A 26,088-nucleotide genomic window follows, 5' to 3' on the forward strand; every position below is an offset into this window, starting at 1 on the left:
GACGTTCCTGATCAGAGAACCGGGGGCTCAGATGGCGCAGGGTGACCGCCAACGCGGCGGGTCAGCTCATCAGTCGCTTGACGTATACGTGTAGCGAGCGTCGGCCACTCGCTGGCGCCCACCACGTCCTGGCGGAAGGTGACCGCGATCGCCGCCACCGGAAAGCCGGTGTGGTCGCGGGCCGCCACGCCGACGGAACCGAAGCCCGGCGTCACCTCCCCCTGCTCGGTCGCGTAGCCCTGCCGGCGCACGTCGACCAGGATCGGACGCAGCGCTGACAGGGCCCGCGGCCCAGAGCCGTGTCGATCTGTGAACGCCGACGGATCCGGAAACAGAGCTCGCACCTGCGCGGCCTCCAGCTGGGCGAGGATGGCGCGGCCACTCGCCGTCAGGTGAGCCGGCAACCGCACGCCGACGTCGGTGACCAGCGACGGACTGCCAGGTGCCCGTTCCTCCAGCAGGTAGAGCACCTCGCGCCCATGCAGGACCGCCAGATGTCCACCGTGGCCGACATCGTCCACCAGCCGGTGCAACAGCGGCCGCGCGAGCCTGGCCAGCGGTGCCTGCCTGGTGTAGGCCGTACCGAGTTCAAACGCCGCGAGACCGAGCCCGTACCGGCGTTCTTCCGGCAAGTGCACCACCATTCCGTCCCGTTCCAGCTCCGCGAGCAGGTGGTACACGGTGGATCGGGGCAGATCCAGCTCGGCGGCCACGGCCGCGGCCGGCATCGGGCCACCGTGTCGAGCCAAGTGACGAAGGATGCGCATGCCGTTCTGCAACGCCGGCACCCGGCTACTCGCCCCCATCCTGTTCACCTCCCGGCTCCGGTGTCTGGAATACCAGACAGTATCTCTCTTAATGGCATTCCGATGCGGACATCAGCACGATGCAATGGCTGCTATGAGCCCGCACCAATCACCGGTTGCTATCGGCACCGGTCCGGTTTCCGCACTCGACGTCGTCGCCGTCGCTCGTCACGATGCCCGCGTGGCTTTGTCCGACGACGCCCGGACCGCCATCGACAAGGGCCGAGCCGTCATCACCGAACTCGCCGGCGACGACGAAGCCCATTACGGCGTGTCGACCGGCTTCGGCGCGCTGGCCACCCGGCACATCCCCGTCGAGCGACGTGCTGCGCTCCAGCTCTCACTGATCCGCTCCCATGCCGCCGGTTCCGGTACCGAGGTCGAGCGCGAAGTGGTCCGCGCCATGATGCTGCTCCGGCTGTCGACGCTGGCCACCGGCCGGACCGGGATCCGCCTCGAGACCGCGCAGGCCTATGCCGAGCTGCTCAACCACGGCATCACACCGGTGGTGCACGAGTACGGATCGCTCGGCTGCTCCGGAGACCTGGCGCCGCTCTCGCACTGTGCGCTCGCACTGCTTGGCGAGGGTTGGGTACGCGACGCAAACGGCGACCGCCTACCTGCCGCCGACGCGCTGGCCAGCGCAGGACTACAGCCCGTCACACTGACGGAGAAGGAAGGCCTGGCCCTGATCAACGGCACCGACGGCATGCTCGGTCAGCTGATCCTGGCCTTGCACGATCTCGATGCCCTGATGGCCATCGCGGACATTGCCGCCGCGACGAGTGTGGAAGTACTGCTGGGTACCGACGCCGCCTTCGCCGCCGATCTCGTAGCGCTGCGCCCGCACCCCGGCCAGGCTGCCTCGGCCGCCAATCTGCGGGCTCTGTTGGCCGGCTCCGGCATCATGGCCAGCCATCGGGTGCCCGGAGCGTGTACCCGGGTCCAGGACGCCTACTCCCTGCGGTGCAGCCCTCAGGTACACGGCGCGGCCCGCGATACCTTTGCGCACGCCCGCACCGTCGCCGACCGGGAACTGACCGCCGCCATCGACAACCCCGTCGTCACCCCCGACGGCCGGGTCGAGTCGAACGGGAACTTTCACGGCGCTCCCGTCGGCTACGTACTGGACTTCGCCGCGATCGCGGTCGCCGACGTCGCCAGCATCGCCGAGCGCCGCACCGACCGGATGCTCGACGTCGCCCGCAACCAGGGCATGCCGGCATTCCTCGCGGCCGACCCAGGTGTGGACTCCGGGCACATGATCGCCCAATACACCGCCGCCGGGATTGTCTCCGAGCTGAAGCGCCTGGCCGCGCCGTCGTCGGTGGACTCGATTCCGTCGTCGGCGATGCAGGAAGACCATGTCTCGATGGGTTGGTCCGCGGCACACAAGCTCCGGCGCGCGGTCGATGGGCTCACCCGGGTCCTCGCCGTGGAGATCCTGACCGGTGTCCGCGCCATGGACCTGCGCGCACCCCTGACTCCCGCACCGGCGACGGCGGCCATCCGCGCGTCCGTACGACGCGATGTTCCCGCGCCCGGGCCCGATCGTTTCCTCACACCCGAGCTCGATGCCGTGGTCGATCAGATCCGGTCCGGAGCGCTCACCGCGACCGTGTCCGACGTCATCGGCGAGTTGCACTGACTGCCATGAGGAGCCCGGCCTATGGAACAACGCCGCCACACGTTACACGTGCCAATTCTCACCCGGCCGTCAACGGCGCTGCCGGTCCGTTGACGGGCACACCTTTCGTTCCCGCGTGGGTGACACACATGCCAACTGTTGGCGTCGGCGTCACACACATCACACCGATGTACGTCCAGTCCCACACCGGCTCAAATCAGCACTGAGGTTTCCGCCCGAACGAGGAGTTCGTATGACGCAGACCCGAATCATCCGGGCGCCGCGAGGCACCCAGCTGACCGCCCGCAGCTGGCAGACCGAGGCACCGCTGCGGATGCTGATGAACAACCTCGATCCCGAGGTAGCCGAGCGGCCCGAAGACCTTGTCGTGTACGGCGGGACGGGCAAGGCCGCGCGCGACTGGGCCAGCTACGACGCGCTCGTGCGCACGCTCGCCACCATCGACGACGACGAGACACTGCTGGTGCAGTCCGGCAAACCCGTCGGTGTGCTGCGCACCCACGAATGGGCCCCGCGAGTGCTCATCGCCAACTCCAACCTGGTCGGAGATTGGGCGACCTGGCCGGAGTTCCGCCGCCTGGAGCAGCTCGGGCTGACGATGTACGGGCAGATGACGGCCGGATCCTGGATCTACATCGGCACCCAGGGAATCGTGCAGGGCACGTACGAGACCTTCGCGGCGGTGGCGGCCAAGCGGTTCGGCGGTAGCCTGGCCGGCACTCTCACCGTCACCGGCGGCTGCGGCGGCATGGGTGGCGCGCAGCCGCTTGCCGTCACGCTGAACGGCGGCGCATGCCTGGTGGTGGATGTGGACGAGGCCCGGCTGGCCCGGCGCGCCGACCAGCCCTATCTCGACACGTACACCGCCGACCTCGACGCCGCACTCGATCAGCTTGAACGGGCGAAACGGGAACGCCGGGCGCTCTCGGTCGGGCTGGTCGGCAACTGCGCCACGGTGCTGCCGGAGCTGCTGCGCCGCGGCGTCGGGGTCGATATCGTCACCGACCAGACGTCGGCACACGATCCGCTGAGCTACCTGCCCGAAGGTGTCTCAGTCGACGACTGGCACGACTACGCCGCCAAGAAGCCCGCCGAGTTCACCGACCGGGCCCGAGCCTCGATGGCCAAGCATGTCGAGGCGATGGTCGGCTTCCTCGACGCCGGGGCGGAGGTCTTCGACTACGGCAACTCCATCCGCGACGAGGCCCGGACCGGCGGCTTCGCCCGCGCATTCGAGTTTCCCGGTTTCGTCCCCGCGTACATCCGCCCGCTGTTCTGTGCGGGCAAGGGGCCGTTCCGGTGGGCCGCGCTGTCGGGTGATCCTCGCGACATCGCCGCCACCGACGAGGCCGTGCTCGATCTTTTCGATGACGACCATCTGCATCGCTGGATCCGGGCAGCTCAGGAAAAGGTCCCGTTCCAAGGGCTACCGGCGCGGATCTGCTGGCTGGGACACGGCGAACGGCACCTCGCCGGGTTGCGGTTCAACGAGCTGGTGGCCGACGGCCGCGTGTCGGCCCCGATCGTCATCGGCCGGGACCACCTCGATGCCGGCTCCGTCGCCTCGCCGTACCGGGAAACCGAGGGGATGGCCGACGGGTCCGACGCGATAGCAGACTGGCCGCTGCTGAACGCACTGGTCAACACCGCATCAGGCGCCTCGTGGGTGTCGATTCACCACGGGGGCGGCGTAGGCATGGGCCGCTCCATCCACGCCGGTCAAGTGAGCGTCGCCGACGGCACCGAACTCGCCGCTGCCAAACTGGAACGGGTACTCACCAACGATCCGGGGCTCGGCGTTCTCCGGCATGTCGACGCCGGGTACCCCCGCGCCTCCGAGGTAGCGCGCGAGCACCACCTGCGCGTTCCCACGGCGGAAGCATGAGCGGCCTCCACGGTGTTGATCGGACGGGGCGCGAGTTCGACCGGATGTGGGGCGAGCTGGCTCCGGTGGGCCGTGGACGTGACGGTGGCTACCGGCGCTTCGCGTGGACCCGCGAGGACGCCACGTTGCGGGAGTGGTTCACCGCCGAGGCAACGCGGCGTGGTCTGACGCTGGTCACCGACCGTGCCGGAAATCAGTGGGCTTGGTGGGGAGATCCGGATACCGACGGGCCCGGGGTCGTCACCGGGAGCCACGTGGACTCGGTACCCAGCGGCGGCGCCTACGACGGTCCGCTGGGTGTGGTCTCCGCACTGCTGGCCGTCGACGTCCTGCGGGCGAACGGGTGGACGCCATCGCGCCCCATCGGCATCGCGTCGTTCGCCGACGAAGAAGGTGCCCGATTCGGGGTGGCATGCGCGGGATCCCGGCTACTGACCGGTGCGCTGCCACCCGGCCGGGCGCTGAGCCTCACCGACGAGAACGGCATCACCATGGCTGAGGCCATGCGCGCGGCGGGTCATGAGCCGGACCACGTCGATGGCGACGCCGAGGCGCTGAGCCGGGTCGCGACCTTCGTCGAACTCCACGTCGAGCAGGGGCGCGGGCTCGTCGACCTCGGTGAACCGGTGGGCGTGGCGAGCATGATCTGGCCGCACGGCCGCTGGCGGGTCACCCTCGCCGGGCAGGCGAACCATGCCGGAACCACCCCGCTGCCCGACCGGCTCGATCCCATGCTCACCCTGGCGACCCTGATCACCGCAGTGCGGGCGAGCGCCCTACGCCATGGCGCCCTCGCCACCGTGGGCAAGGTCAGCGTGGAACCGAACGGGGTCAACGCGATCCCTTCACAGGTCACCGCGTGGCTGGATTGCCGTGCCGCCGACGAGGAAGCGGTCCGGCATGTCTTGGACGACCTCTCGACCTTCGGTCCGGTCCAGGAATCATGGACACCGGCCACCGTCTTCGACACCGACCTGGCCACCCGGCTAAGCGACGCCGCCTCGGAGGGAGAACCAGTGCCTGTTCTCGGCACCGGCGCCGGCCACGACGCGGGCGTGCTCAGCACGGCGGGCATACCCACCGCGATGCTGTTCGTGCGCAACCCGACCGGTGTGTCGCATTCACCCGAGGAGTTCGCCGAACGGGCCGACTGCCTGGACGGGGTCCACGCCTTGACTCGCTGCCTGGCGGAGCTGACCCGATGACCGGCACACACCCCCCAACCAGCACCCACCCCCCAACCAGCACCCACCCCCCAACCAGTGTTGATCATGGGCACGTGACGCCTTCTGGGCCCAAGAAAGCGGATTCCGCCCATGATCAACTGGGGAGTAGGGAGGGCCGGGCCGTGCTAGGGCGCGCGGGGGCAGCGGGCGGGGCCGCGGACGAGGTGTTCTGGGCCGAGCAGGCGTGGGTCGCTCCGACGCCGGCCCACGGCGAATCTACGGATCTCGCCGGTCCGGCTCTGGCGGCGCGAGTGCGCATCGAGGTCGGCGAGGGCCGGATAACCAACGTCACGCCGGGCGTGGATCCGGAACCGGACGACGTCCGGCTGCCAGGCGTCGTCTTCCCCGGCTTCGCCAACGCGCACTCACACGCCTTCCACCGCGCACTACGGGGTCGCACCCACCGCGACGGCGGTTCGTTCTGGACCTGGCGCGAGGACATGTACACCTTGGCGGCGCGGCTCACGCCGGACAACTACTACGAGCTGGCCAAGGCGGCATACGCCGAGATGGCCCTGGCCGGAGTGACGGTGGTAGGCGAGTTCCACTACGTCCATCACATGCCGGACGGGACACCCTACGACGACCCGAACGCCATGGGTCTGGCGATCCAGCACGCTGCCGCGGACGCAGGGATCCGGCTGACGCTCCTGGACACCTGCTACTTACGCGGCGGAAGAGACACTGCGCTGGAAGACACCCAGGTCAGGTTCGGCGACGGCACGGCGCAGCGCTGGCGCGAGCGGGTGAATCGGCTGCGTGCCGACGTGGACTCCCCTGGTACGCGGGTCGGCGCCGCGATCCACTCGGTGCGCGCTGTGCCCGCGACCGCCATTCCGGTGATCGCCGCGTGGGCCCGTGACGCCTCAGCCCCGCTGCACGTCCACCTGTCCGAGCAGGTCGCCGAGAACACCGCCTGCTTGGCCGAGTACGGCCGCACGCCGACGCAGCTGCTCGCCGACTCCGGCGCGCTCGGTCCGACCACCACGGCCATCCATGCCACCCATCTGAGTACCGAAGACATCGAGCTGCTCGGCGACTCTGGGACATCGGTCTGCGCCTGCCCGTCCACCGAACAGGATCTGGCCGACGGACTGTCCCCCATGGGTGATCTGGCTGCCGCAGGGGCCGGCATCTGCCTGGGCAGCGATCAGCACGCCGTCGTCGACCTCTTGACCGAGGCCCGGCTACTGGAGATGCATGAACGGCTGGCCAGCGGCCGGCGCGGGCGGTTCGGTCCGCAAGACCTGGTCACCGCGCTGACCGCCCGCGGCCACGAAGCGCTGGGGTGGGCCGGGAATGGCCGTATCGCTCCTGGCGCTGCGGCGGATCTGGTGGCCGTACGCACCGACTCGACGCGAACCGCCGGTTCCGACGCTGCTCAGGTCATGTTCTCGGCCACCGCGTCCGATGTGGAGACCGTCGTCGCCGGCGGGCACGTCGTCGTCGACCGCGGCCAGCATCGCCTGGGCGACGTAGCCGCCCTGCTGCGGGCCAGCATCACGTCCCTATGGAATCCGTCCTGACAGTGGAGGCATTGTGAGCGCTACTCTCTTCACCGGCATCGGGGAGTTGGCGACCATGGACCCCGCCCACGGTCCTGGCGTCGGTCTCGTCGAACACGCTGCCCTCATCGCGGATCATGAGGCGGTGCTGTGGACCGGCCCGTCCTCAGCGGCCCCCGAGGCGGATCACCGGATCGATCTGGGCGGCCGGGCCGTCGTCCCCGGATTCGTCGACTCACACAGCCATGTCGTCTTCGCCGGGGACCGGGCTCGGGAGTTCGAGGCCAGAATGTCCGGAGAGCACTACGACGGCGGCGGGATCGCGACCACGATGGCAGCCACCCGCGCCGCCACCGATCACGCACTCGCCGACCAAGGCAGCCGGCTGATTCGCGAGATGCGCGGCCAAGGCACTACGACGGTCGAGATCAAAAGCGGTTACGGACTCACCGTGGAGGACGAGGCCCGGCTGCTGCGTGCGGCCGCCACGCTAACCCCGGAGACCACGTTTCTCGGCGCCCACGTGGTGCCTCCCGAATACCGGGACGACCGCGCCGGTTACATCGACCTGGTCGTCGGACCGATGCTCGACGCCTGCGCACCATATGCCCGGTGGGTCGATGTTTTCTGCGAACCCGGCGCTGCGTCGGCATTCGACGAGGACGAGTCGCGCACGGTGCTCGAGGCCGGGGCGCGGGCGGGCCTCGGCTTGCGGGTACACGCCGGACAGCTGGGCCCTGGGCCGGGGGTCGCACTCGGCGTGGAACTCGGTGCGGCCAGCGTCGACCATTGCACGTATCTGACCGATGCCGACGTTGACCTGCTGGCCGGGGCAGCGCGCGACGGCGGTCCAGTCGCCACGTTGCTGCCCGGCGTCGAGTTCTCCACCCGGTCCCCCTATCCCGATGCCCGACGGCTGCGGGCGGCCGGCGTGACCGTGGCCCTGGCCAGCGACTGCAACCCCGGCAGCTGCTTCACCTCGTCCATGCCGTTCTGCATCGCGCTGGCGGTCCGTGAGATGGGCATGTCGCCCGCCGAGGCATTGTGGTCGGCGACCGTGGGCGGTGCCCGGGCGCTGCGACGGGAGGATGTCGGACACCTACGGATCGGCGCCCGCCCGGATCTGTGTGTGCTCGACGCGCCGTCGTACCGGCACCTGGCCTATCGGCCCGGGGTCCCGATCGCGTCCACCCTCGCGTGGTGACATCCTGCCGTCCCCTAAATGATCATGTTTGGTGGGTTTTCTCGTGCGTCACCACGCCTGCAGGCCTGTCGACGCACGTGAAAACCCACCAAACATGATCATTTAGCGCTGGCGGCTGCGATGGCGGGCCACCCGGGATCGGCTGGCGCACCTGGCGGAGCAGTATCGTCGCGCGCCGCCGCGACCGTCACCGATGTAGTACCGCTCACAGCCTGCCGCCTCACATCGCCCCCACGTGCGACGCCCGTGTTCCTGGATCACCCCGGCCAATGCCAGCGCACTGCTGGCCAGCAGCCAGCTGCCCCAGCCCGCGTCCGCCGGGTCCACATGGATGTGCCACGGGCTGTCGTTGTGCCGCGACAGCCGCGGCCGGGCAGCTACCTCGTCGAAGATCACATTGATCTGTTGCGCCGCCCGGTCTACGTCGTCGATCAGCAACAGCTCCCGCAACCGGACCAGCGCCGCGGTCAGGTCGGCGGCCTCGTCGAGCTCGAGCCGCTCCAGTGTCTCGCCGTGCTCATGCAGGGCGCTGACCAGGCAAGCGGCGGTTTCCTCGTCCACCTGCCCGGCAGCAGGAGCGACGTTCACCAAGGCCTCGAGCCGGGCGAGCGGCCGGATTGTCTCCACCCGACCAGCGTACTGTAACGTCCTCCTTTATGAGCCCGTTACGTCCCGGGTGCGGCAAGAGACGGTCGCTCCCCGTCTCCTACCTCGGCGCGGCCTTCTTCGGGCGGCTCGCGGAAGAGGGCGCCCCGGTGGTCGTCGTCCTGCTCGCGCTGGACCGCACCGGAGACGTCTGGCTCGGCGGCCTGCTCGTCGCTGCCACCACGCTTCCGCACATCGTCACCGGTCCGCTGGCCGGTCATCTGCGAGACCGGACCGGGCGCCCGGTGGCAGTGACCGCACTCGCCGCAATGCTCGTCGCGGCCGCCTACACGACGCTGGCCGCCACGACCGGCCTGGTGCCCTGGCCGTTGGCGATACTGTCCGCGCTAGCTGCCGGAGCCGCCGGTCCGCTACTGCTGGGCGGGTTGTCCAGCCTCATCGGCGGACTGGTCACACCGGCAGGCAGGCCTGCCGCACATGCCGTCGATTCCGCCACATACAACGTCGCCGGGATCGCTGGTCCCGGGCTGGGCGCCACGGTGTCCGCGGTCGTTTCGCCGGCGGCCGGGCTCTACTGCCTCGCGGCGGCAGCAGCGGCGGGAGCCATCTGCGCCACTTCAATACCGCCAGGTCACGATAAGGCCCGGCAAACGCCCGGAACACCACCTGGCGGTATTGAAGTGGGGCCACGCTTGCTCGCCGGGTTCATCTGGATCTGGCGAGTACCGGTGCTTCGGACGACGACCGTGGTCACCACCCTGGCGCATGCCGGGCTCGGCGGGCTGGCCGTGATCGCACCGCTGCTGGCCGTCCATCTCGGCTCCTCGGAGAGCACCGGCGGGTACTTCCTGTCCGCATTCGCGGCGGGCGCGGGTGTTGGTTCGCTGCTCATGGCACACCGCAGAGCCAAAGGGCTGCCTCCGGTGCCCGTCGTTCTGGTGAGCCTGGCGCTGCTCTCCGCGGCGCTGGGACTCGGTGCGCTCGCGCCCACGCCGGCACTTGCGCTCTGTTGTTTCGCAATCGCCGGATTCGCCGACGGCCCGTTGCTGGCGATGACGCTGCTCGTACGCACCGAGGCCAGCCCGCCGACGGCTCGGACGCAGGTATTCATGGTCGGCGCCAGCCTGAAGCTGACCTTCGCCGCAGGCGGGGCCATCGCCTGTGGGTTCGCCGCCGGCGCCGGTGGGCCGACTCTGTTGTTGGCGGTAGCGGCCGTCGTCGCGGCGTCCATCCTGCCCGGCCTGCGGCATCGCGACCTACCCAGGAACAGTCGCCAGCGGCATGGAACAGTGTCCACATGAACCACGTCAACGATCACAGCGTCATCCGGCAGCTCATCACCACACACGCCACCTGGGCCGTGGTGGGCCTTTCCGCCAACACCGCGCGGACGGCGTACAGCGTCGCCCAGTACCTGCAGAAGGCACTAGGGATGCGCCTGGTGCCGGTCAATCCGCGTTCGGAGGACGCCCACGGCGAGAAGGGCTACGCCCGGTTGGCCGACGTTCCGGGGCAGGTCGACGTGGTCGACTGTTTCGTCAACAGTCAACGGGTCGGCGCTGTGGTCGACGACGCCATCGCCGAGAAAGATCGGCTGGGTATCAAGGCCGTCTGGCTCCAGCTCCGTGTCATCGACGAGGCCGCCGCGCAGCGCGCCAAGGACGCAGGGCTGCACGTGATCATGGACACCTGCCCCGCTATCGAGGGCCCGAAGCTGGGATACTGACAACTCATGACAGCAGACACCGCTGAGCAGTACCGCGTCTTCGGTGAGCGATACGCTCGTGGGACTTCACCGACATACGAGCGACTGGCCCTGGCTGTCGCCCGCAACCGCCAGCTGACCTCGCTGATCGACGAGCTACCGCCGCCCAAGCGGCAGCCCAATCTGCTGTTCGGGGCCACCCGGTACCTGGGCGGTCCGGTGGACGACGACGACGCGTTCCATACCTGGATTCAGGCGAACTGGACCGAGGTGGCCGGCGTCATACGCGAGCGGCGCACCCAAACCAACGAGGCCGCCCGCTGTGCCGTGCTCTTGCCGCTACTGGCCCAGCTGCCCCAGCCATTGGCGCTGCTGGAGGTCGGAGCGTCAGCGGGGCTGTGCCTCTACCCCGATGTGTATCGATACCGGTACGGCGACCACGTGGTGGGGTCCGAGACCAGTCCGGTCGAGATGAACTGCGCTCCGGCCGGGAATGTGCCGCTGCCCGAACGCGTGCCCGAAGTGGTGTGGCGCGCGGGCCTCGATCTCAACCCGGTGGATCTGACCGACGACGACGCACTGCGCTGGCTGGACGCGCTCATCTGGCCGGAACACCACGACCGTTCCGCCCGGCTCCACGCAGCGGCCACGGCGATCCGCGCCGACCCGCCGAATATTCAGGCCGGCGACCTGCTCACGGATCTGCCGGCACTCGCCGCCCAGGCACCCGCCGAGGCTACCCTCGTGGTGTTTCACAGCGCCGTGCTCACATACGTGCCGCCGGAGTCGCGCACGACGTTCGTGCAGACAGTCAGCGCCCTCCCCGGCCATTGGATCTCCAATGAAGGGCTGAACGTCTTCCCAGATATCCGGGCGGGTCTCGCCGCACCCGCGGAGCCCGATGGGATGTTCCTGCTCGCGCTGGACGGACATCCAGTGGCGCGGACCGAGCAGCACGGCCGGTCCATTACCTGGCTGGATTCGTCCCCCTGACGATGCACCGGTCCGGCGCGGGGTGCGCTCAGGATGCCCCGCGCCGGCTCGACCGTCGCAGCAGCCACGCCAGGTACGGAGCACCCACCAGCGCCACCACCAGGCCCACCGGGATCTCGCGGGGCGCCAGGACCGTCCGGCCGACGACGTCCGCGGCCACGACAAGTACGGCGCCGAACAGTGCGGCCACCGGGATCAGCCGCCGGTGCGACGGACCCACCAAGGCACGCGCGGAATGCGGCGCCACCAGCCCGACGAAGCCCACCGTGCCCACCACCGATGCCGCGCCGGCCGCCATCACCGCGCCACACATCAGCACGCTCAGCCGGGCCCGCCCCAAGCCCAGCCCCAGAGCCCGCGGGGTGTCCTCGCCGTAGGCCAGCAGGTCGAGCGACCGCCCGACGACGACGAGCACCACACCCACCGCCACCGGCACGATCAGCCACTGCAGGTCGTCGAGACCACGCCCATAGGTGCTGCCGGCTAGCCAGGTCAGCGCCCGGTTCACCGCGAGCTGCGCCTGCATCGCCAGCACGGCGACGATGGCCGTGCACAATGCGCCCACGCCGATCCCCACAAGCACGACGCGGGTGGGGTCGAGCGTCAAACCGGCCGGCGGCCAGGAAAGCCGCCGTGTCCGCCCGTCGCGCCGCCCACCCGACCCGCCCGTCCAGCGACCGGCAGCCAACAGGAGCAGCAGTGTGGCGGCGATCCCACCGGCCAGCGCCGCAAGGGGCAGCACCCAGCCCGGCGCATGCGGTGCGAGCATCAGGGACGCCACGGCACCGACGCTCGCACCGCCGGTCACGCCGATGATGGAGGGTTCGGCGATGGGATTGTGCACGACGGCCTGCACAGCTACCCCGGCCACCGCCAGACATGCACCGGCGACGGCCGCCACCGCCAGCCGCCCGAACCGGCGATCCACCACGGAGGTCTCCATGCCGCGCAGCCAGTTGCCGATCTCCGACCAGCTCACGGAGACGTCGCCGATCTTCAGTCCGGCCAGCACGGTGACGATCAGCAGCCCGACGCCGGCAGCGGCCACGACGGGAAACGGCAACCGGCGGCGCGCGCCGATGGCGGCCTGATCGTCGACGTTGCCGAAGCGGATCCTTCTGGCCAGCAGGATGAACACCGGCGCCCCCACCACGGCGGTGATCACTCCTGCCGGCAGCTCCCCAGCGCTGGCCGAGCGCAGGAACGAGCGAGCGACGACATCGGCGGCCAGCAACAGCGCGGCACCGATGATCATCGCTGATGGCAACAGCAGCGCATGACGGTGCACGCCCAGCATCCGTATGGTGACCGGAGACACCACCCCGACGAAGGCGATCGGACCGGCGACCGTGACGGCCGAAGCAGCCAGCAGGACGGCCAATCCGAGGGCGGCCAGTTTGACGACCGTGACGTTGGCACCGAGTGCGCGCGCCCCCTCGTCACCGATGGACAACACGTCCAACGGACGGATCAGGAAGGCGATCAGGACGCAGATGAACAGCACCGCGCCACCCATCTGGATCGCGCGGGTGGAGTCGATCGCGGCGATGGAACCGTTGCCCCAGAAGAACAACCCTTGGGTGCTGCGTTCGAACCACACGAGCATCAGGGTCGCCAGCGACATCAGGGCCATGGTGATCGCGGCGCCGGCCAGCAGGACACGACCCCCGACGACGAGTCCGCGGCGCCCGGCGAGCGCCCACACACCCACGGCAGCAATCAGCCCGCCGAGCGTGGCGAGCCCGGCGGAAGCGAATCCGCCGAGGTTGATCCCGAAGGCGGCGACGACCACCACGGCCAAGTAGCCCCCCGCGTTGACGCCCAGTGTTTCCGGGGCGGCGAGCGGGTTGCGGGTCACGGCTTGGGCGAGGGCGCCCGAAGCCGCCAGAGCCGCTCCGGCCACCAGGCCGGTCAGCAGCCGAGGAAGCCGCGAGCCGACAAAGATGTCTCGCACGCCGGCGTCGGCGTCACCGGTCAGAAGTGCGCCGAGCTCACCAAGGCCAATCCCGGAGCTGCCCTGCCCGACGTGCAGAACCACCACACCGCAGAGGAGAACGAGCGCACCGCCGAGTACCACCAGCCCGCGGAGATGCCAGCGCACGGCTGGCGTTGTCGTCTTGAGCACTACAAGCCGAGCGCGCTCTGTACCTCGTCGTACACCGTCACCGCCGTGACCGGGCCGCCCCAGAGCCAAGTGCCGGCGTCGATCGGGTGGACCCGGTCCTCCTCCACGAATTCGAGACCCCGATAGATCGGGTTGTCGGCGAGCTGACCGGTGAAGATGTTGTCTTCCTCCTGTGCCACGTAGATCATGGACGACGACGGGTCCGCCGTGGTCAAACCCTCGACGTCGGTGTCAGTCAAGCCGTAGGCGTCGGTCTCCCCGGACCAGCCGTTCTGCATGCCGGCCGCCTTCAGCAGCTCGGACGCGTAGGTCGGTTCGCCGAATACCCGCACCGTCGCCGATCCCTCGAAGGTGTAGCCCTGGGTCAACAGGAAGGTGGGGTTGCCGTCCGCATCTTCGAGCGCCTGACGGAACTCGTCAGCACCCGCGTCCAGGTCAGCGAGGACCTCGGCGGCGCGGTCTTCGGTGCCGGTCAGGACCGCAGTGTCAACGAACGTGTCGCGCATGGCTTCGAGCTGACCGCCTTCATGGCCATAAAAGTCAGACGAGTAGGTGGGGGCGATGTCCTGCAGCTCTGAAAGGTTGACGACGGAACGGTCGTCATCGGTGACGATGAGGTCCGGCTCCAGCGCTTCGATCTGTTCGAGACTGGGTTCCTGCCGGGTGCCGACGTCGACGACGTCCTCCCCCAGCTCCGGTCCCGCGGCGACCCACAGTTCGTATCCCTCCACGTCGGCGACGCCCACTGGGTGCACGCCGAGCGCGATCAGATTCTCCGCCGACGACCATTCAAGCGCGACCACCCTGGTAGCAGGCTCGTCCAGCTCGATCGGGCCGTGGGTGGTGTCGATGGAGACCGGGCCGCCAGCTTCCGCGTCGCCGTTCTCGGATGTATCCGGGTTGGACTCGGCATCGTCGGAGTTGCCGTTGTCGTCCGAGCCGCAAGCGGTGAGCAACCACACCGCCGAGGCCGTCAGAGCGACGGCCGTGCGGAATCCAGCCCGGCGGTGAGATGCTCCCGCGGGCGTTGTGACGACGTTTCGCATGTCAGATGTACTCCTCATAGGGTGCTGGCCGTAGCGCGCGCGTACGGCAGGCAGGTCGGATGACCGGTGAGTGGATGGGCGACGACGTGAACCGGCAGACCGAAGGCCGTCTCGATGGTGGCGCTGGTCAAGACCGTTCTGGGATCGCCGACGGCCAGCACCGATCCCTCTGCCAGCACGATGATGCGGTCGGCGTACGCGGCGGCCTGGTTCAGGTCATGCAGGACGAGCCCGACGGTGATGCCGTGCTCGTCGGCCAAGCTCCGCGCCAGACCGAGAATCTCCACCTGGTAACGCAGATCGAGATAGGTGGTCGGCTCGTCGAGCAGCAGGACGCCGGTCTGCTGGGCGAGGACCATCGCTACCCAGACCCGCTGCCGCTCCCCACCGGAGAGGCCGTCCACGTGCCGGTCGGCGAACGCTGCGGTCCCCGTCACCTCGAGGGCCCAGCTCACGGCGTCGCGATCGGCCTCGCGGAGGCGCCCGATGGCACCCCGGTGTGCGTAACGTCCATGCTCGACCAGCTCCCGCACCGTGATGCCGGCCGGTACTGGCGAGCTCTGCGGAAGGAAGGCCAGCCGCCGCGCCAGGTCACGCCCGCGCAGCTCAGCCGTGTCCACACCGTCGACGGTGACAACACCGGCATCCGGCGCGTGCAGCCTGGCCAGCGTGCGCAGCAGGGTGGATTTGCCAGAGCCGTTGGGCCCGACCAATACCGTGACCCCGCCGGTCAGGAAGGCGGCGTTGACGCCGTCGAGCACGGAACCGCTGTTGTAGCTGGCATGGATCTGCTCGGCTACGAGAGTAGAAGGCACGCTCCGCTCCTCCACCGATCAAGGTAGTTGATAAGGCATGCCTAATCTAACTTAGTCCGTGCGCATCGGCCCAATCCGCAGCTGTGGCCGTCGTCACCACCGAGCGGGCACTACGTCAGCTTGCGCTGAAGCGCTTCCCCCTTGGCCCGGGCCGTTGCCTCCAGCTCCGCCCGGAACGTGTCCATCCGGGCACGCAGCTCGTCGTCGGCGGCACCGAGAATCCGGGCCGCCAGCAGGCCTGCGTTGCGCGCCCCGCCCACCGAGACGGTGGCCACCGGCACCCCGGCCGGCATCTGCACGATCGAAAGCAGCGAGTCCATGCCGTCCAAGTACTTCAACGGCACCGGCACGCCGATCACCGGCAGCGACGTCACCGAGGCAAGCATCCCGGGCAGGTGTGCCGCGCCGCCGGCACCGGCAACCAGGACACGGAGGCCGCGCTCAGCCGCCGACGCACCGTAGTCCAGCATGGCCTGGGGCATGCGATGTGCGGAGACGACACCAACCTCGTGAGCCACCGCCAGCTCGTCCAGTGCCTCGCCGACGGCAGACATCACCGACCAGTCCGAATCGGACCCCATGACGATGCCTACCCGTGGCTCGCCCTGCCCGCGCCGGGTCACTAGCTCACTCATCGATATCCCCTCGGATGTAGTCCGCGGCGTGCCAAGCCCGCTCACGCAGTTCGGCCAGGTCGGAGCCATAGGCCGTGACGTGGCCGACCTTGCGGCCCGGCCGCACCTCTTTGCCGTACCAATGCACTTTGAGCCCGGGGTCGCGCGCCATGACGTGCCGATAGGCGGGGTAGATGTCCGGCAGCTCGCCACCGAGGATATTGACCATGACGGTGTACGGCGCCCGGGCGTCGGGAGAACCCAGCGGGAGATCCAGCACCGCCCGGAGGTGGTTCTCGAACTGGCTCGTGACGGCGCCGTCGATAGTCCAGTGCCCGGTGTTGTGTGGGCGCATTGCCAGCTCGTTGACCAGGAATTCGCCGCCCGTCGTCTCGAACATCTCGACGGCGAGCACACCGACGATGCCGAGCTCGGCGGCGATCGACAACGCGATCCGCTGAACCTCGACCGCTCGCGGACCCGGCATACCGGGCGCCGGCGCGACGGTCTCGACGCAGATGCCGTCACGCTGCACCGACTCGACCACGGGATAGACGACTGCCTGCCCGTGTGGTGATCGAGCTACCAGCGCGGACAGCTCCCGCGCATATTCCACTCGCTCCTCCGCGAGCACCGGCACGCCGGCCAGGAACGGTTCAGCGACGGTCTCTGCGGGTGTCTGCGTGTCCACGAGCCAGACGCCCTTGCCGTCGTAACCGCCGCGGGTGGTTTTGAGGACGGCACGGCCCCCGTGCTCGCCCAGGAACGCCGCGACGTCGTCCGCATCAACGACAATCCGATGCTCCGGGCACGGGATGCCGATAGCGGTCAGCCGCTCGCGCATCACACCTTTGTCCTGGGCGTGCAGCAGAGCTTCAGAGCCCGGACGCACCACCACTCCGGCCGCTTCCATGGCGCGCAGATGCTCCGGCGGAACATGCTCGTGATCGAATGTCAGAACGTCGCACCCTTTGGCGAACGTCATCAAGTCGGCGAGGGCTTTCTCGTCGGCGACGACCGGATCACGCACCACTTGCGCCGCGGACTCACGCTCCGACGCGGCCAGAACAGCCAGCCGCACACCCAACGCTGTCGCGGCAGGCTGAGTCATCCGCGCCAACTGCCCGCCACCGACCATGCCGACCACTGGCCACAAAGCATTCATCACAGGGTGTAAGGGTACGCGGCGTGGCACCAGCACCGCGCACGTACCGCGCGCAAACGACCTTCACACCCGGTGCGCCGGCCGGCTCGGATGCGTCCGAATGCAGCTAGACTGTCGATTTCGGCCCTTTGTGCCGTACCCTTGGCTGGTGCTCGAAACCCAGACGGTAGAGCGTCCTACGTCAAGATCTTGGCGTGCGGCCATGCTCCGGAGGGCGCTGCGCAGTTGGTACAGGCTACACCGGATCGTGCGCGAGGGCCTGAAGTTCGCGACGGTCGGCAGTGTCGGCTTCATCGTTGACATCGGCCTTTTCAATCTGCTGCTGTTCGCCGGCGGCCAGGGCCCACTGCACGACCAGCCGCTGCTGGCCAAGACGCTGTCCGTGACCGCCGCCACCATCGTCACCTATGCCGGACACCGCCTCTGGACCTTCCGGCACCGTGCTCGGGTGAAGCTAGCCCGTGGGTACCCGTTGTTCTTCCTCTTCAACGGCCTCGGGCTGGGCATCGCCCTCGCGTGCCTGGGAGTATCGCGCTACGTTCTGGGGCTGTCCGGCCCGCTGGCCGACAACATCTCGGCCAATGTGGTGGGCCTGGCGATCGGCACCCTGTTCCGGTACTGGGCGTATCGGACCTGGGTTTTCCCCGCTCACCCGGACGCTGATCCACGCCGGCGCGACCCCAAGGCCGAGCCCGTCCACGTATAACCGAGTCCGCGGGCAAGGCACGAGCGAGTCCGCGGGCGAAGAGAAACTCTGGCCCATGGAATCTCTCCATGGTGCGGCGGGCATCGGCGAGGGAGGCCGACGGCGAAGCCCCTCCCCGACCGAGTCCGCGGGCGAAGAGAAACTCTGGCCCATGGAATCTCTCCATGGTGCGGCGGGCATCGGCGAGCGAGGCCGACGGCGAAGCCCCTCCCCGACCGAGTCCGCGGGCGAAGAGAAACTCTGGCCCATGGAATCTCTCCATGGTGCGGCGGGCATCGGCGAGGGAGGCCGACGGCGAAGCCCCTCCCCGACCGAGTCCGCGGGCGAGGAGAGATTCCATGGGCCAGAGTCGCTAAGCCTGCACCGTCCGGCTCCGGGGCCCAGCTCGTAGGACCTGCGACGGCGCGGTGTGCCCGACGAAGCGTTCGGCCATCTCGGCTACCTCCAGCAGCGCGTCGAGGTCGACGCCGGTCTCCACCCCCATGTCTTCGAGCATGGACACGACTTCCTCGGTGGCGATGTTGCCGGAGGCGCCGGGCGCATAGGGGCACCCACCCAGGCCGGCCACCGCAGCGTCGAAGTCGTCGACACCGAGCTGGAGCGCCGCGTATAGGTTGGCCAGCCCGGTTCCCCGGGTGTTGTGAAAGTGCAGCCCCAGAGGCAGGTCCGGGACGGCCGAGCGGGTTTCGCCCACTAGCTGGACCACCCGCGTCGGCGTCGCCATGCCGGTGGTGTCGCCGTAGGCCAGCGAGTCGATGCCGGCAGCCATACCCTGGCGCGCCACCCAGACGACGCGCTCCACCGGAACCTCACCTTCGTACGGGCAGCCCCACGCGGTGGACACGATGAGCTGAAGCGTGGCCCCGCCCTCGTGAGCTTTGGCCGCGAGCTCCGGTAAGGCCGCAAGGGATTCCTGGGTGGTGCGGTTGATGTTCTGGCGGTTGTGAGTGTCCGATGCCGACACCACGACCTCGAGCTCGGTGAATCCGGCCGCGAGCGCTCGCTCCAAGCCTCGCTGGTTGGGCACCAGAGCGGAGTAGCTCACGTCGGGCGAGCGTCGTACCTGTGCCCATACCTCGTCAGCGTCGGCCATCTGCGGGATGGCTTTCGGATGGACGAAAGACACCGCTTCCACCCGGCGCAGACCGGTGGCGGACAACGCGTTGATCAGCTCGACCTTGGCCTGCGTGGAAATGGGCTCCTCGTTCTGGAGCCCGTCGCGGGGGCCGACCTCGCGCAGGCTCACTCGGCGTGGCAAGTCGTTCACAACACCATTCTCCTCGTCCCGTCCGAGTTCTCACACATCGCGGTCACGACGGCAGGTCTGGCGGGTGGCTAGTGCCCCGGCCAGTTCGGCCTACGTTTCTCGTTGAACGCCGCGATTCCTTCGGCCCGGTCACCGCTGAATGCGGTGGTGCGCCATGCGGCGTCTTCCACGTCGAGTCCGGCCGCTAACGGGGCGTCGAGCCCGAGCCGCATAGCTCGCTTGGCGCTGCGCACACCCACCGGCGAGTTCGAGGCGATCGCCTCAGCCATCTCGAGAGCGGTGTCGCGCGCTTGCCCGGTCATGACCAAGCGGTCGGCGATACCCAGCCGGTAGGCCTCTTCAGCGTCGACGCGTCGTCCGGTGAACACAAGGTCACTAGCCCGGCCCCACCCGATCCTGCGGGCCAGCAGCTGTGTCCCTCCTCCACCAGGCACCAGTCCCACGGTCACCTCGGGCAGCCCCAGCACGGCGGAGTCGTCGACGACGATGAGGTCACACGACAGCGCCAGCTCGAATCCGCCGCCGAGAGCAAAGCCATTGACCGCGGCGATGGTCGGCACCGGCAAGTTCAACAGCCCGTTGAAGGCGTCGCGCATCACCGGACGCTGCCGCCGGAGGTCGTTGTCAGTGAACGAGCGTCGCTCTTTCAGATCGGCACCGACGCAGAATGCCTTGTCGGACGCCGACGACACCACTGCCGCACGCATGGTGCTGTCCGCCGCGAGCCCCGCCCCCACGGCAGCGATGGCCCGAGCATGCTCGGTCGAGATCGCATTGAGAGCATCTGGCCTGTTCAGAACGATTTCGACGACACCCGACGGGTCGAGTCTCCGGACCTTCACAGTCTCCATCCGCCGACCTTACCGCCCCGCGACCCACCACGGTGATCGTCAGTGGGTTGTGGTTGCTCTGCGGTGATCGTCAGTGGGTTGTGGTGCCTGCACAGCGACCACAACCTACTGTCGATCACCGATAAGGAACGCGGTGAATCAGCGCAGGACGGTGACCTCGACCCGCTGGAATTCCTTGACCTCGGTGTAACCCGTGGTGGACATCGCCCGGCGCAGCGCCCCGACCAGGTTCATCGAACCGTCGGCGAGGAACGACGGACCACCCAGGATCTGTTCGAGCGGCGCGACCGTCCCGACCCACATCCGCTCGCCGCGGGGCAGGTCCGGATGATGGGCTTCGGAGCCCCAGTGCCAGCCCCGGCCAGGCGCCTCCGCGGCCCGGGCCAGCGGCGAGCCGACCATGACCGCGTCGGCGCCGCAGGCGATCGCCTTGGCGATATCGCCGGAGCGGCCGATCGAACCGTCGGCGACCACGTGCACGTAACGCCCGCCGGACTCGTCGAGGTAATCGCGGCGCGCGGCGGCCACGTCGGCTACCGCGCTGGCCATCGGCACGGTCACACCCAGCACCGAGCGGGTTGTGTGGGACGCGCCACCACCGAAGCCGACCAGCACACCCGCGGCACCGGTGCGCATCAGGTGCAGCGCGGCCTGGTAGGTGGCGCACCCTCCGACCAGCACCGGAACGTCGAGCTCGTAGATGAACTGCTTGAGGTTCAGCGGCTCGGCCTGACCGGACACGTGCTCGGCCGAAACCGTGGTGCCGCGAATGACGAAGAGGTCGACACCGCCCTCGATCACGGCCTGGTAGTGCCGTTTCACCCGCTGCGGCGACAGCGCTCCCGCGACGGTCACGCCGGCGTCGCGGATCTCGCTCAGGCGCTCGGCGATCAACTCTTCACGAACCGGCTGGTCGTAGATCTCCTGCAGCCGGTTGAGAGCTTTGCCTTCTTCGAGGTCGGCGATCTCGTCGAGCAGCGGCTGGGGGTCGTCGTAACGGGTCCACAGACCCTCGAGGTCCAGCACACCGAGCCCACCGGCTTTGCCCAGCGCGATCGCCGTCGACGGCGACATCACCGAATCCATGGGCGCCGCGATCAGCGGGATCTCGAACCGGTAGGCATCGATCTGCCAGTGGGTGGAGACTTCTTCGGGATCCCTGGTACGACGCGACGGCACCACCGCGACGTCGTCGAATGCATACGCTTGGCGGCCGCGTTTGCCTCGGCCGATCTCAACTTCTGCCACGCGACCAGGCTACCGGCAATCCGAGTGTGCACCAGCATCGCACCATCGGGGTGTCTGTCCCGGATGGCGGCTGCCGGTGGTTGAGGGATAAGTGTCGCCAGGGCAACACTTATCCCTCAACCACCTTCAACCGATCAGCGGCGCGAGGTGTAGTTGGGCGCCTCGACGGTCATCTGGATGTCGTGCGGGTGCGACTCTTTCAGCCCGGCCGAGGTGATGCGGACGAACCGGCCCCGCTCCTTGAGGTCCGGGATGGTCCGGGAACCGGTGTAGAACATCGATTGCCGCAACCCGCCGATGAGCTGGTGGGTGACGCCCGCGAGCGGGCCGCGGAACGGAACCTGCCCTTCGATGCCCTCTGGCACGAGTTTGTCCTCAGAGGCGACGTCGGCCTGGAAGTACCTGTCTCGTGAACCTGTGTCGGCCGAGCCGCGCTTGCGCAGCGCTCCAAGCGAACCCATACCGCGGTAGGACTTGTACTGCTTGCCGTTGACGAAAATCAGCTGACCAGGGCTTTCCTCGACGCCGGCCAGCAGCGAGCCCAGCATGACCGTGTCCGCACCGGCCACAATCGCCTTCGCGATATCGCCGGAGTACTGCAGCCCACCGTCACCGATCACCGGAACACCAGCCGGGCTGGCAGCCAACGACGCCTCGTAGATGGCCGTCACCTGAGGTACGCCGATGCCCGCGACGACGCGCGTCGTACAGATGGAGCCCGGGCCGATACCCACCTTGATGCCGTCCGCACCGGCGTCCACGAGCGCCTGCGCGCCTTCACGGGTAGCGACGTTACCGCCGATGACCTCGACGCCGGCCGCGGCCGGCTCGGCCTTGATCCGCTTGACCATGTCCAGCAGCGCGCTGGTGTGCCCGTGCGCGGTGTCGACCACCAGGACGTCGACGCCGGCCTCGACCAGCGCCATGGCGCGCTCCCAGGCTTCGCCGAAGAACCCGATGGCGGCGCCCACGACGAGACGGCCTTCCTCGTCCTTGGTGGCGTGCGGGAACTGCTCGGACTTGGCGAAGTCTTTGACCGTCACCAGGCCACGCAGCCGGTTGGCGTCATCAACCAGCGGCAGCTTCTCGATCTTATGCTTGGCGAGCAGCGCTATGGCGTCTTCGGGCTTGGTGCCAACGGGTGCGGTGACCAGCGGCATGGGCGTCATGGTCTCGCGGACCAGCCGCAAATGATGCTCGTCCTGCGGGACGAAACGCAGATCACGGTTGGTGACGATGCCCAGCAATACGCCGCCCTCGTCGACCACCGGCAGGCCGGAGATGCGGTAGTGACCGCACAGCGCGTCGACCTCCGCCAGCGTGGAGTCGGGGCCGGTGGTGACCGGATCGGTGACCATACCCGACTCGGACCGCTTGACCTGGTCCACGTGGCGGGCTTGATCGTCGATGGACAGGCTGCGGTGCAGCACACCCACACCGCCCTGGCGTGCCATCGCGATCGCCATCCGGGCTTCGGTGACGGTGTCCATGGCGCTCGAGAGCAGCGGGATGTGCACCTCGATGTTGCGGGTCAGCCTGGATCTGGTGTCGACTTCACTAGGGATCACGTCGGACTCGGCCGGCTGAAGCAGGACGTCGTCGAACGTCAGCCCAATCGGCGCGAACTTGTCAGGGACCTCATGCTGCCTGGACTCCATGGAAAAATGATCCTCTTACGTGATGGCGGGCCGGTGGCTCCTATGGTATGCCGTGATTCCCCATCCACCGTATGGGCTGTTCGTCTCTGAGTCGCGGCCCCGTACGGCTACCTCGTTTCACCGGATTCAACTGGCCAGTTTGGCTATGCTCGCCTGACATACATCTCGGCGCATCCGGGCTCGCCGCCCGAAGGAGTGGGGATCGCTGACATGGCAGAACCGGCGCTGGCGCCTTTACATGGCCGGACCCGCGAACTCACGCGGCTGGTCGAGGCGGTTTCGCGGGCAGCACACGGCAGCGCCTCAGCAACCGTCGTGCAGGGCGTCGCGGGGGTCGGTAAGTCATGGTTGCTCGAGCGCATTCACCACGAGTTGCCCACGCCGTTCCTCGTTTTGCGCTGCCAGGGCCACCCAGCCGAGCAGGATTTGCCTTTCGCGGGCCTGCACCAGTTGCTCGGCCCGGTGGTAACCGAAATCGACAGTCTTTCGAAGCCGCAACGCGAGGCACTCGCGGCGGCTCTCGCGCTGAGCCCGGCCGAGCCCGCGGAGCGCTTCGCCGCCGCGGCCGGGCTGCATGCGCTGCTGACCCGGCTCGCCGAGGTCCAGCCGGTCCTGGTGCTGGTCGACGACGCCCACGTGCTGGATCACTCCACGCTCGAAGCCGTCTCGTTCGCTGCCCGCCGCCTCGACGCCGACCGAGTGGCCGTCGTCTTGGCAACAGTTCCGGACGCTGCCTCGGAGATCGAACTCCCCGGCGGCGTCATCGATCTGGAGCCTCTCGACAGCACAGTCGCGCGGGCAATCTTGAGCAGCGCGTACCCCAAGCTGGCCAGGCCAGTGGCCGAGCGCATCCTCGAGGTGGCAGCGGGTCTACCGCTCGCCCTCCTGGAAATACCCGCAAGCCTGACACCGGAACAGTTGGCCGCCACGCAGCCGTTGGGTAGATCCCTGCCGCCCGGGCGTACTCTCGAGCGCCTTTACCGGCAACGGCTGGCGGAGCTGGGCGAGCAAGGTTGCCTCGCGCTCCTGGTGGCCAGCCTCGGTGAGTTGGATCCCGTAGTCGTCGAGCGGGCCCTGACCCAGCTGGGGCTGGGGTTCGAGGATCTCGAACGAGCGGAATCCACCGGCTTGATCTCGCTCCGCGAGGCGCGCGTTCGTTTCAACCATCCGACTCTCGTCTCCGCGCTGCACAATGCCGTCACCGAATCGGCGTGGCGGCGAGCTCACCGCGCTCTGGCCGCCGTGCTCACCGACGAGCCCGCCCGCCAAGCGTGGTATCTCGACGCCGTGACGAATGGTCCGGACGAACAGGTGGCCCGGGCCCTCGCCAGCAGCGCTGAGGAAGCCATGTCCCGAGGAGCGTACGCCGAGGCCGGTAAGGCACTCGAGTCGGCAGCGGCCCGAGCCGCGACGCCCTGCGCGCGCCACACGCACCTGGTGGCAGCCGCCGAGAGCTATGCCCGCTGCGGTGCCTACGCGCCGCTGGCTCAACTCCTGGAGGAACTCGCCGCGACCGCGGGCACCGCCCGCGAGCGGCTCCGCTGGGAGGAAGTCCTGCTCAGAACCCGGATCTGGACGACCACTGGAGTTCCCGACGCCGCCCCAGTCCTTGCCAGCGCGCTGGAGGCCGCGGCGGCAGCGCCGGCCGAGGCGAGCAGCCTCGTAACCACCCTGTCGCTGGCCTTACTCATCGCCGGCAGGCACGTCGAGGCTGCCAGCGCCATCGAACAGGCCCGCGGCATCGCGCGGGACGGGCACGTCGCCATCGTCACGCTGCGGCTCACGTGGGACATCGTGGAGGTTCTGACCGGCGTGCCGGGGGCCGGTGGAGTGCTTCAAGCACATCGACTCGACACTCTCCACGACGCCGAACTGGCCGCGCTCGACCTGCCCGTCGCGCTGGCAGCCTCCGCGCTGACACTGCTGGACGAGCCCGCCACCGCAAACGCCGTGATCGAGCGCCAGCTGGAGACCTTCCGTTCGGTGGGGGCGCTGGGACTGCTCGGCCTCTGCCTGGCTGTGAAGGGCGCCGTCGTGGCCCGGCAAGGCGACTGGGTGAGCGCTAGGGCCAGCTTCGCGACGGGGGCCCAACTGTGCGCCGACACCGGCTTTACCGGCCCGGCGCCCCACATCGATCTGCGCTACGCGTACTTCCAGGCCGCGCTCGGCGATGCCGGGAGCTGCCGTGCCCTTGTCACCCGTGCGACGGCCCACGAGCCGACCGTTCCGGCGGTGGCGGCACTGGCATGCTGTGTTCTCGGCCGGCTGGAGCTGACCAACGGCCACGCCGACGTCGCCGTCGAACACCTCGTCGAAGCTGGCTCGATCGAGCACTCGGCCGGACTCACCGAACCAGGGTTCTCCTCACGGGTAGGAGACCTGGTGGAGGCATTATGGCGGCTTCGCCGGGCGCGGGAGGCGCTGAAGGACGTCGAGCTCTTCGAAGGCCGGGCCGCGGCGGCAGGCCGCATCGCCGCGCGAGCGATCGCGGCACGATGCCGGGCGTTGCTCGCTGCCGATCACGAATTCGACAAGCTCTTCGCCGAAGCGGCCGCGTTACACCGGCGTTCGCCCGAGGTGTTCGAGCAGGCCCGTACCGAGCTGGTATGGGGCCAGCGGCTACGTCGGGCGCGCCGCAAGCGAGACGCCCGTGACCACCTGCACAACGCACTAGAAGAGTTCCAGCGTCTGGGAGCCGCGCCGTGGGCGGCGCTGGCCAAGGCGGAGCTCGCGGCGTGTGGTGAGCGTCGGCAACATGGTCTCGGCCCCGCCGCGGAACTGACCCCACGCGAGCTGGAGGTAGCCGTGACGGTGGCCAAAGGCGTCACCAATGCCGAGGCGGCCGCGGCTCTGTGTGTATCGGCACGGACCATCGAGTACCACTTGAGCAGCGTGTACCGGAAGCTCGGTGTCACGGACCGTGCGCATCTGCCCGCCACCCTCCTCAGCTGAGCGCCATTTGCGGCCACGTTGAGATCCGCTCCCGCACACACTGGGGTTCCTCCCTGATGCGAT

General features: G+C 68.8%; 21 protein-coding genes. 10 read left to right on the forward strand and 11 right to left on the reverse strand.

The features are described 5' to 3' along the window. Positions 1 to 11: 11 nt before the first annotated feature. Positions 12 to 806, reverse strand: a complete 795-nt coding sequence (locus tag F7O44_RS10380; RefSeq protein WP_162450183.1) for an IclR family transcriptional regulator — start codon at positions 804 to 806, stop codon at positions 12 to 14. A 94-nt stretch (positions 807 to 900) separates the two neighbouring features. Here F7O44_RS10380 and hutH point away from each other — a divergent pair, with 94 nt between their 5' ends. From hutH to hutI, 5 genes are all read left to right on the forward strand, one after another. Then, entirely contained in the window at positions 901 to 2,454 is a 1,554-nt protein-coding gene (gene hutH, locus F7O44_RS10385; protein WP_162450184.1) for a histidine ammonia-lyase, read from the forward strand. A 232-nt stretch (positions 2,455 to 2,686) separates the two neighbouring features. Next, positions 2,687 to 4,339 (forward strand): urocanate hydratase, encoded by a 1,653-nt coding sequence (locus F7O44_RS10390; protein WP_162450185.1) that lies wholly within the window; start codon positions 2,687 to 2,689, stop codon positions 4,337 to 4,339. After that, on the forward strand, positions 4,336 to 5,544 hold the full coding sequence (locus F7O44_RS10395; RefSeq protein WP_162450186.1) for an allantoate amidohydrolase: 1,209 nt from the start codon (positions 4,336 to 4,338) through the stop codon (positions 5,542 to 5,544). The genes F7O44_RS10390 and F7O44_RS10395 overlap by 4 nt, the downstream gene beginning before the upstream one ends. Before the next feature lie 143 nt (positions 5,545 to 5,687). Beyond that, a complete protein-coding gene (locus F7O44_RS10400; protein WP_222851245.1) occupies positions 5,688 to 7,091 on the forward strand; it encodes a formimidoylglutamate deiminase in 1,404 nt (467 codons plus the stop codon). A gap of 13 nt (positions 7,092 to 7,104) precedes the next feature. Further along, positions 7,105 to 8,274, forward strand: a complete 1,170-nt coding sequence (gene hutI / locus F7O44_RS10405) for an imidazolonepropionase (RefSeq protein WP_162450188.1) — start codon at positions 7,105 to 7,107, stop codon at positions 8,272 to 8,274. Positions 8,275 to 8,376: 102 nt separating this feature from the next. On the opposite strand, the gene F7O44_RS31735 is transcribed toward hutI, so the two are convergent. Further along, positions 8,377 to 8,901 (reverse strand): CGNR zinc finger domain-containing protein, encoded by a 525-nt coding sequence (locus tag F7O44_RS31735; RefSeq protein ID WP_222851246.1) that lies wholly within the window; start codon positions 8,899 to 8,901, stop codon positions 8,377 to 8,379. 29 nt (positions 8,902 to 8,930) lie between these two features. Here F7O44_RS31735 and F7O44_RS10415 point away from each other — a divergent pair, with 29 nt between their 5' ends. From F7O44_RS10415 to F7O44_RS10425, 3 genes are read left to right on the forward strand one after another with little or no spacing between them, the layout of a single operon-like run. Beyond that, on the forward strand, positions 8,931 to 10,181 hold the full coding sequence (locus F7O44_RS10415; RefSeq protein ID WP_162450189.1) for an MFS transporter: 1,251 nt from the start codon (positions 8,931 to 8,933) through the stop codon (positions 10,179 to 10,181). Further along, positions 10,178 to 10,606 (forward strand): CoA-binding protein, encoded by a 429-nt coding sequence (locus F7O44_RS10420; protein WP_162450190.1) that lies wholly within the window; start codon positions 10,178 to 10,180, stop codon positions 10,604 to 10,606. The genes F7O44_RS10415 and F7O44_RS10420 overlap by 4 nt, the downstream gene beginning before the upstream one ends. Before the next feature lie 6 nt (positions 10,607 to 10,612). Further along, the gene (locus F7O44_RS10425; protein ID WP_162450191.1) at positions 10,613 to 11,578 is read left to right on the forward strand and encodes a DUF2332 domain-containing protein; all 966 of its coding nucleotides are present in this window, start codon (positions 10,613 to 10,615) and stop codon (positions 11,576 to 11,578) included. Between the two features lie 28 nt (positions 11,579 to 11,606). On the opposite strand, the gene F7O44_RS10430 is transcribed toward F7O44_RS10425, so the two are convergent. The 5 genes from F7O44_RS10430 to F7O44_RS10450 all read right to left on the reverse strand — a co-directional run bounded on the left by F7O44_RS10430 (position 11,607) and on the right by F7O44_RS10450 (position 17,316). Further along, complete coding sequence (locus tag F7O44_RS10430) at positions 11,607 to 13,679, reverse strand: iron chelate uptake ABC transporter family permease subunit (protein ID WP_162450192.1); 2,073 nt, start codon at positions 13,677 to 13,679, stop codon at positions 11,607 to 11,609. A gap of 23 nt (positions 13,680 to 13,702) precedes the next feature. Continuing rightward, the gene (locus tag F7O44_RS10435; RefSeq protein ID WP_162450193.1) at positions 13,703 to 14,749 is read right to left on the reverse strand and encodes an ABC transporter substrate-binding protein; all 1,047 of its coding nucleotides are present in this window, start codon (positions 14,747 to 14,749) and stop codon (positions 13,703 to 13,705) included. 14 nt (positions 14,750 to 14,763) lie between these two features. Next, on the reverse strand, positions 14,764 to 15,564 hold the full coding sequence (locus F7O44_RS10440; protein WP_162450194.1) for an ATP-binding cassette domain-containing protein: 801 nt from the start codon (positions 15,562 to 15,564) through the stop codon (positions 14,764 to 14,766). Positions 15,565 to 15,674: 110 nt separating this feature from the next. Beyond that, positions 15,675 to 16,199, reverse strand: coding sequence for a 5-(carboxyamino)imidazole ribonucleotide mutase (gene purE, locus F7O44_RS10445; RefSeq protein ID WP_162450195.1), 525 nt, complete (start codon positions 16,197 to 16,199; stop codon positions 15,675 to 15,677). Next, complete coding sequence (locus tag F7O44_RS10450) at positions 16,192 to 17,316, reverse strand: 5-(carboxyamino)imidazole ribonucleotide synthase (RefSeq protein WP_343073866.1); 1,125 nt, start codon at positions 17,314 to 17,316, stop codon at positions 16,192 to 16,194. Before F7O44_RS10450 ends, purE begins: the two co-directional genes overlap by 8 nt. A gap of 229 nt (positions 17,317 to 17,545) precedes the next feature. Here F7O44_RS10450 and F7O44_RS10455 point away from each other — a divergent pair, with 229 nt between their 5' ends. After that, positions 17,546 to 18,049 carry a GtrA family protein gene (locus F7O44_RS10455; RefSeq protein WP_162450196.1) on the forward strand — a complete coding sequence of 168 codons (504 nt, stop codon included), beginning with the start codon at positions 17,546 to 17,548 and terminating at the stop codon, positions 18,047 to 18,049. 352 nt (positions 18,050 to 18,401) lie between these two features. Here F7O44_RS10455 and F7O44_RS10460 read toward each other — a convergent pair whose 3' ends face one another. From F7O44_RS10460 to guaB, 4 genes are all read right to left on the reverse strand, one after another. After that, positions 18,402 to 19,307: a hydroxymethylglutaryl-CoA lyase gene (locus F7O44_RS10460; protein ID WP_174255908.1), complete on the reverse strand. Its 906-nt coding sequence runs from the start codon at positions 19,305 to 19,307 to the stop codon at positions 18,402 to 18,404. A 77-nt stretch (positions 19,308 to 19,384) separates the two neighbouring features. Beyond that, on the reverse strand, positions 19,385 to 20,167 hold the full coding sequence (locus F7O44_RS10465) for an enoyl-CoA hydratase/isomerase family protein (RefSeq protein ID WP_162450198.1): 783 nt from the start codon (positions 20,165 to 20,167) through the stop codon (positions 19,385 to 19,387). A 138-nt stretch (positions 20,168 to 20,305) separates the two neighbouring features. Then, positions 20,306 to 21,415: a GuaB3 family IMP dehydrogenase-related protein gene (locus F7O44_RS10470; RefSeq protein WP_162450199.1), complete on the reverse strand. Its 1,110-nt coding sequence runs from the start codon at positions 21,413 to 21,415 to the stop codon at positions 20,306 to 20,308. Positions 21,416 to 21,549: 134 nt separating this feature from the next. Further along, the gene (guaB, locus tag F7O44_RS10475; protein WP_162450200.1) at positions 21,550 to 23,073 is read right to left on the reverse strand and encodes an IMP dehydrogenase; all 1,524 of its coding nucleotides are present in this window, start codon (positions 23,071 to 23,073) and stop codon (positions 21,550 to 21,552) included. Between the two features lie 210 nt (positions 23,074 to 23,283). Here guaB and F7O44_RS10480 point away from each other — a divergent pair, with 210 nt between their 5' ends. After that, complete coding sequence (locus F7O44_RS10480) at positions 23,284 to 26,025, forward strand: AAA family ATPase (RefSeq protein WP_162450201.1); 2,742 nt, start codon at positions 23,284 to 23,286, stop codon at positions 26,023 to 26,025. The last annotated feature ends 63 nt before the right edge of the window (positions 26,026 to 26,088 follow it).

Source organism: Phytoactinopolyspora mesophila (genome assembly GCF_010122465.1).
In the GTDB taxonomy this organism is placed as follows: domain Bacteria; phylum Actinomycetota; class Actinomycetes; order Jiangellales; family Jiangellaceae; genus Phytoactinopolyspora; species Phytoactinopolyspora mesophila.

Excerpts from the sequence above, each read along its gene's own strand:
- F7O44_RS10455 (WP_162450196.1), top strand. The coding sequence starts at position 17,546 with ATGCTCCGGAGGGCGCTGCGCAGTTGGTACAGGCTACACCGGATCGTG.
- hutH (WP_162450184.1), top strand. The coding sequence starts at position 901 with ATGAGCCCGCACCAATCACCGGTTGCTATCGGCACCGGTCCGGTTTCC.
- F7O44_RS10425 (WP_162450191.1), top strand. The coding sequence starts at position 10,613 with ATGACAGCAGACACCGCTGAGCAGTACCGCGTCTTCGGTGAGCGATAC.
- F7O44_RS10390 (WP_162450185.1), top strand. The coding sequence starts at position 2,687 with ATGACGCAGACCCGAATCATCCGGGCGCCGCGAGGCACCCAGCTGACC.
- F7O44_RS10415 (WP_162450189.1), top strand. The coding sequence starts at position 8,931 with ATGAGCCCGTTACGTCCCGGGTGCGGCAAGAGACGGTCGCTCCCCGTC.
- F7O44_RS10420 (WP_162450190.1), top strand. The coding sequence starts at position 10,178 with ATGAACCACGTCAACGATCACAGCGTCATCCGGCAGCTCATCACCACA.
- F7O44_RS10450 (WP_343073866.1), bottom strand. The coding sequence starts at position 17,316 with ATGGTCGGTGGCGGGCAGTTGGCGCGGATGACTCAGCCTGCCGCGACA.
- guaB (WP_162450200.1), bottom strand. The coding sequence starts at position 23,073 with ATGGAGTCCAGGCAGCATGAGGTCCCTGACAAGTTCGCGCCGATTGGG.
- F7O44_RS10435 (WP_162450193.1), bottom strand. The coding sequence starts at position 14,749 with ATGCGAAACGTCGTCACAACGCCCGCGGGAGCATCTCACCGCCGGGCT.
- F7O44_RS10465 (WP_162450198.1), bottom strand. The coding sequence starts at position 20,167 with ATGGAGACTGTGAAGGTCCGGAGACTCGACCCGTCGGGTGTCGTCGAA.
- purE (WP_162450195.1), bottom strand. The coding sequence starts at position 16,199 with ATGAGTGAGCTAGTGACCCGGCGCGGGCAGGGCGAGCCACGGGTAGGC.
- F7O44_RS10480 (WP_162450201.1), top strand. The coding sequence starts at position 23,284 with ATGGCAGAACCGGCGCTGGCGCCTTTACATGGCCGGACCCGCGAACTC.
- F7O44_RS10380 (WP_162450183.1), bottom strand. The coding sequence starts at position 806 with ATGGGGGCGAGTAGCCGGGTGCCGGCGTTGCAGAACGGCATGCGCATC.
- F7O44_RS10395 (WP_162450186.1), top strand. The coding sequence starts at position 4,336 with ATGAGCGGCCTCCACGGTGTTGATCGGACGGGGCGCGAGTTCGACCGG.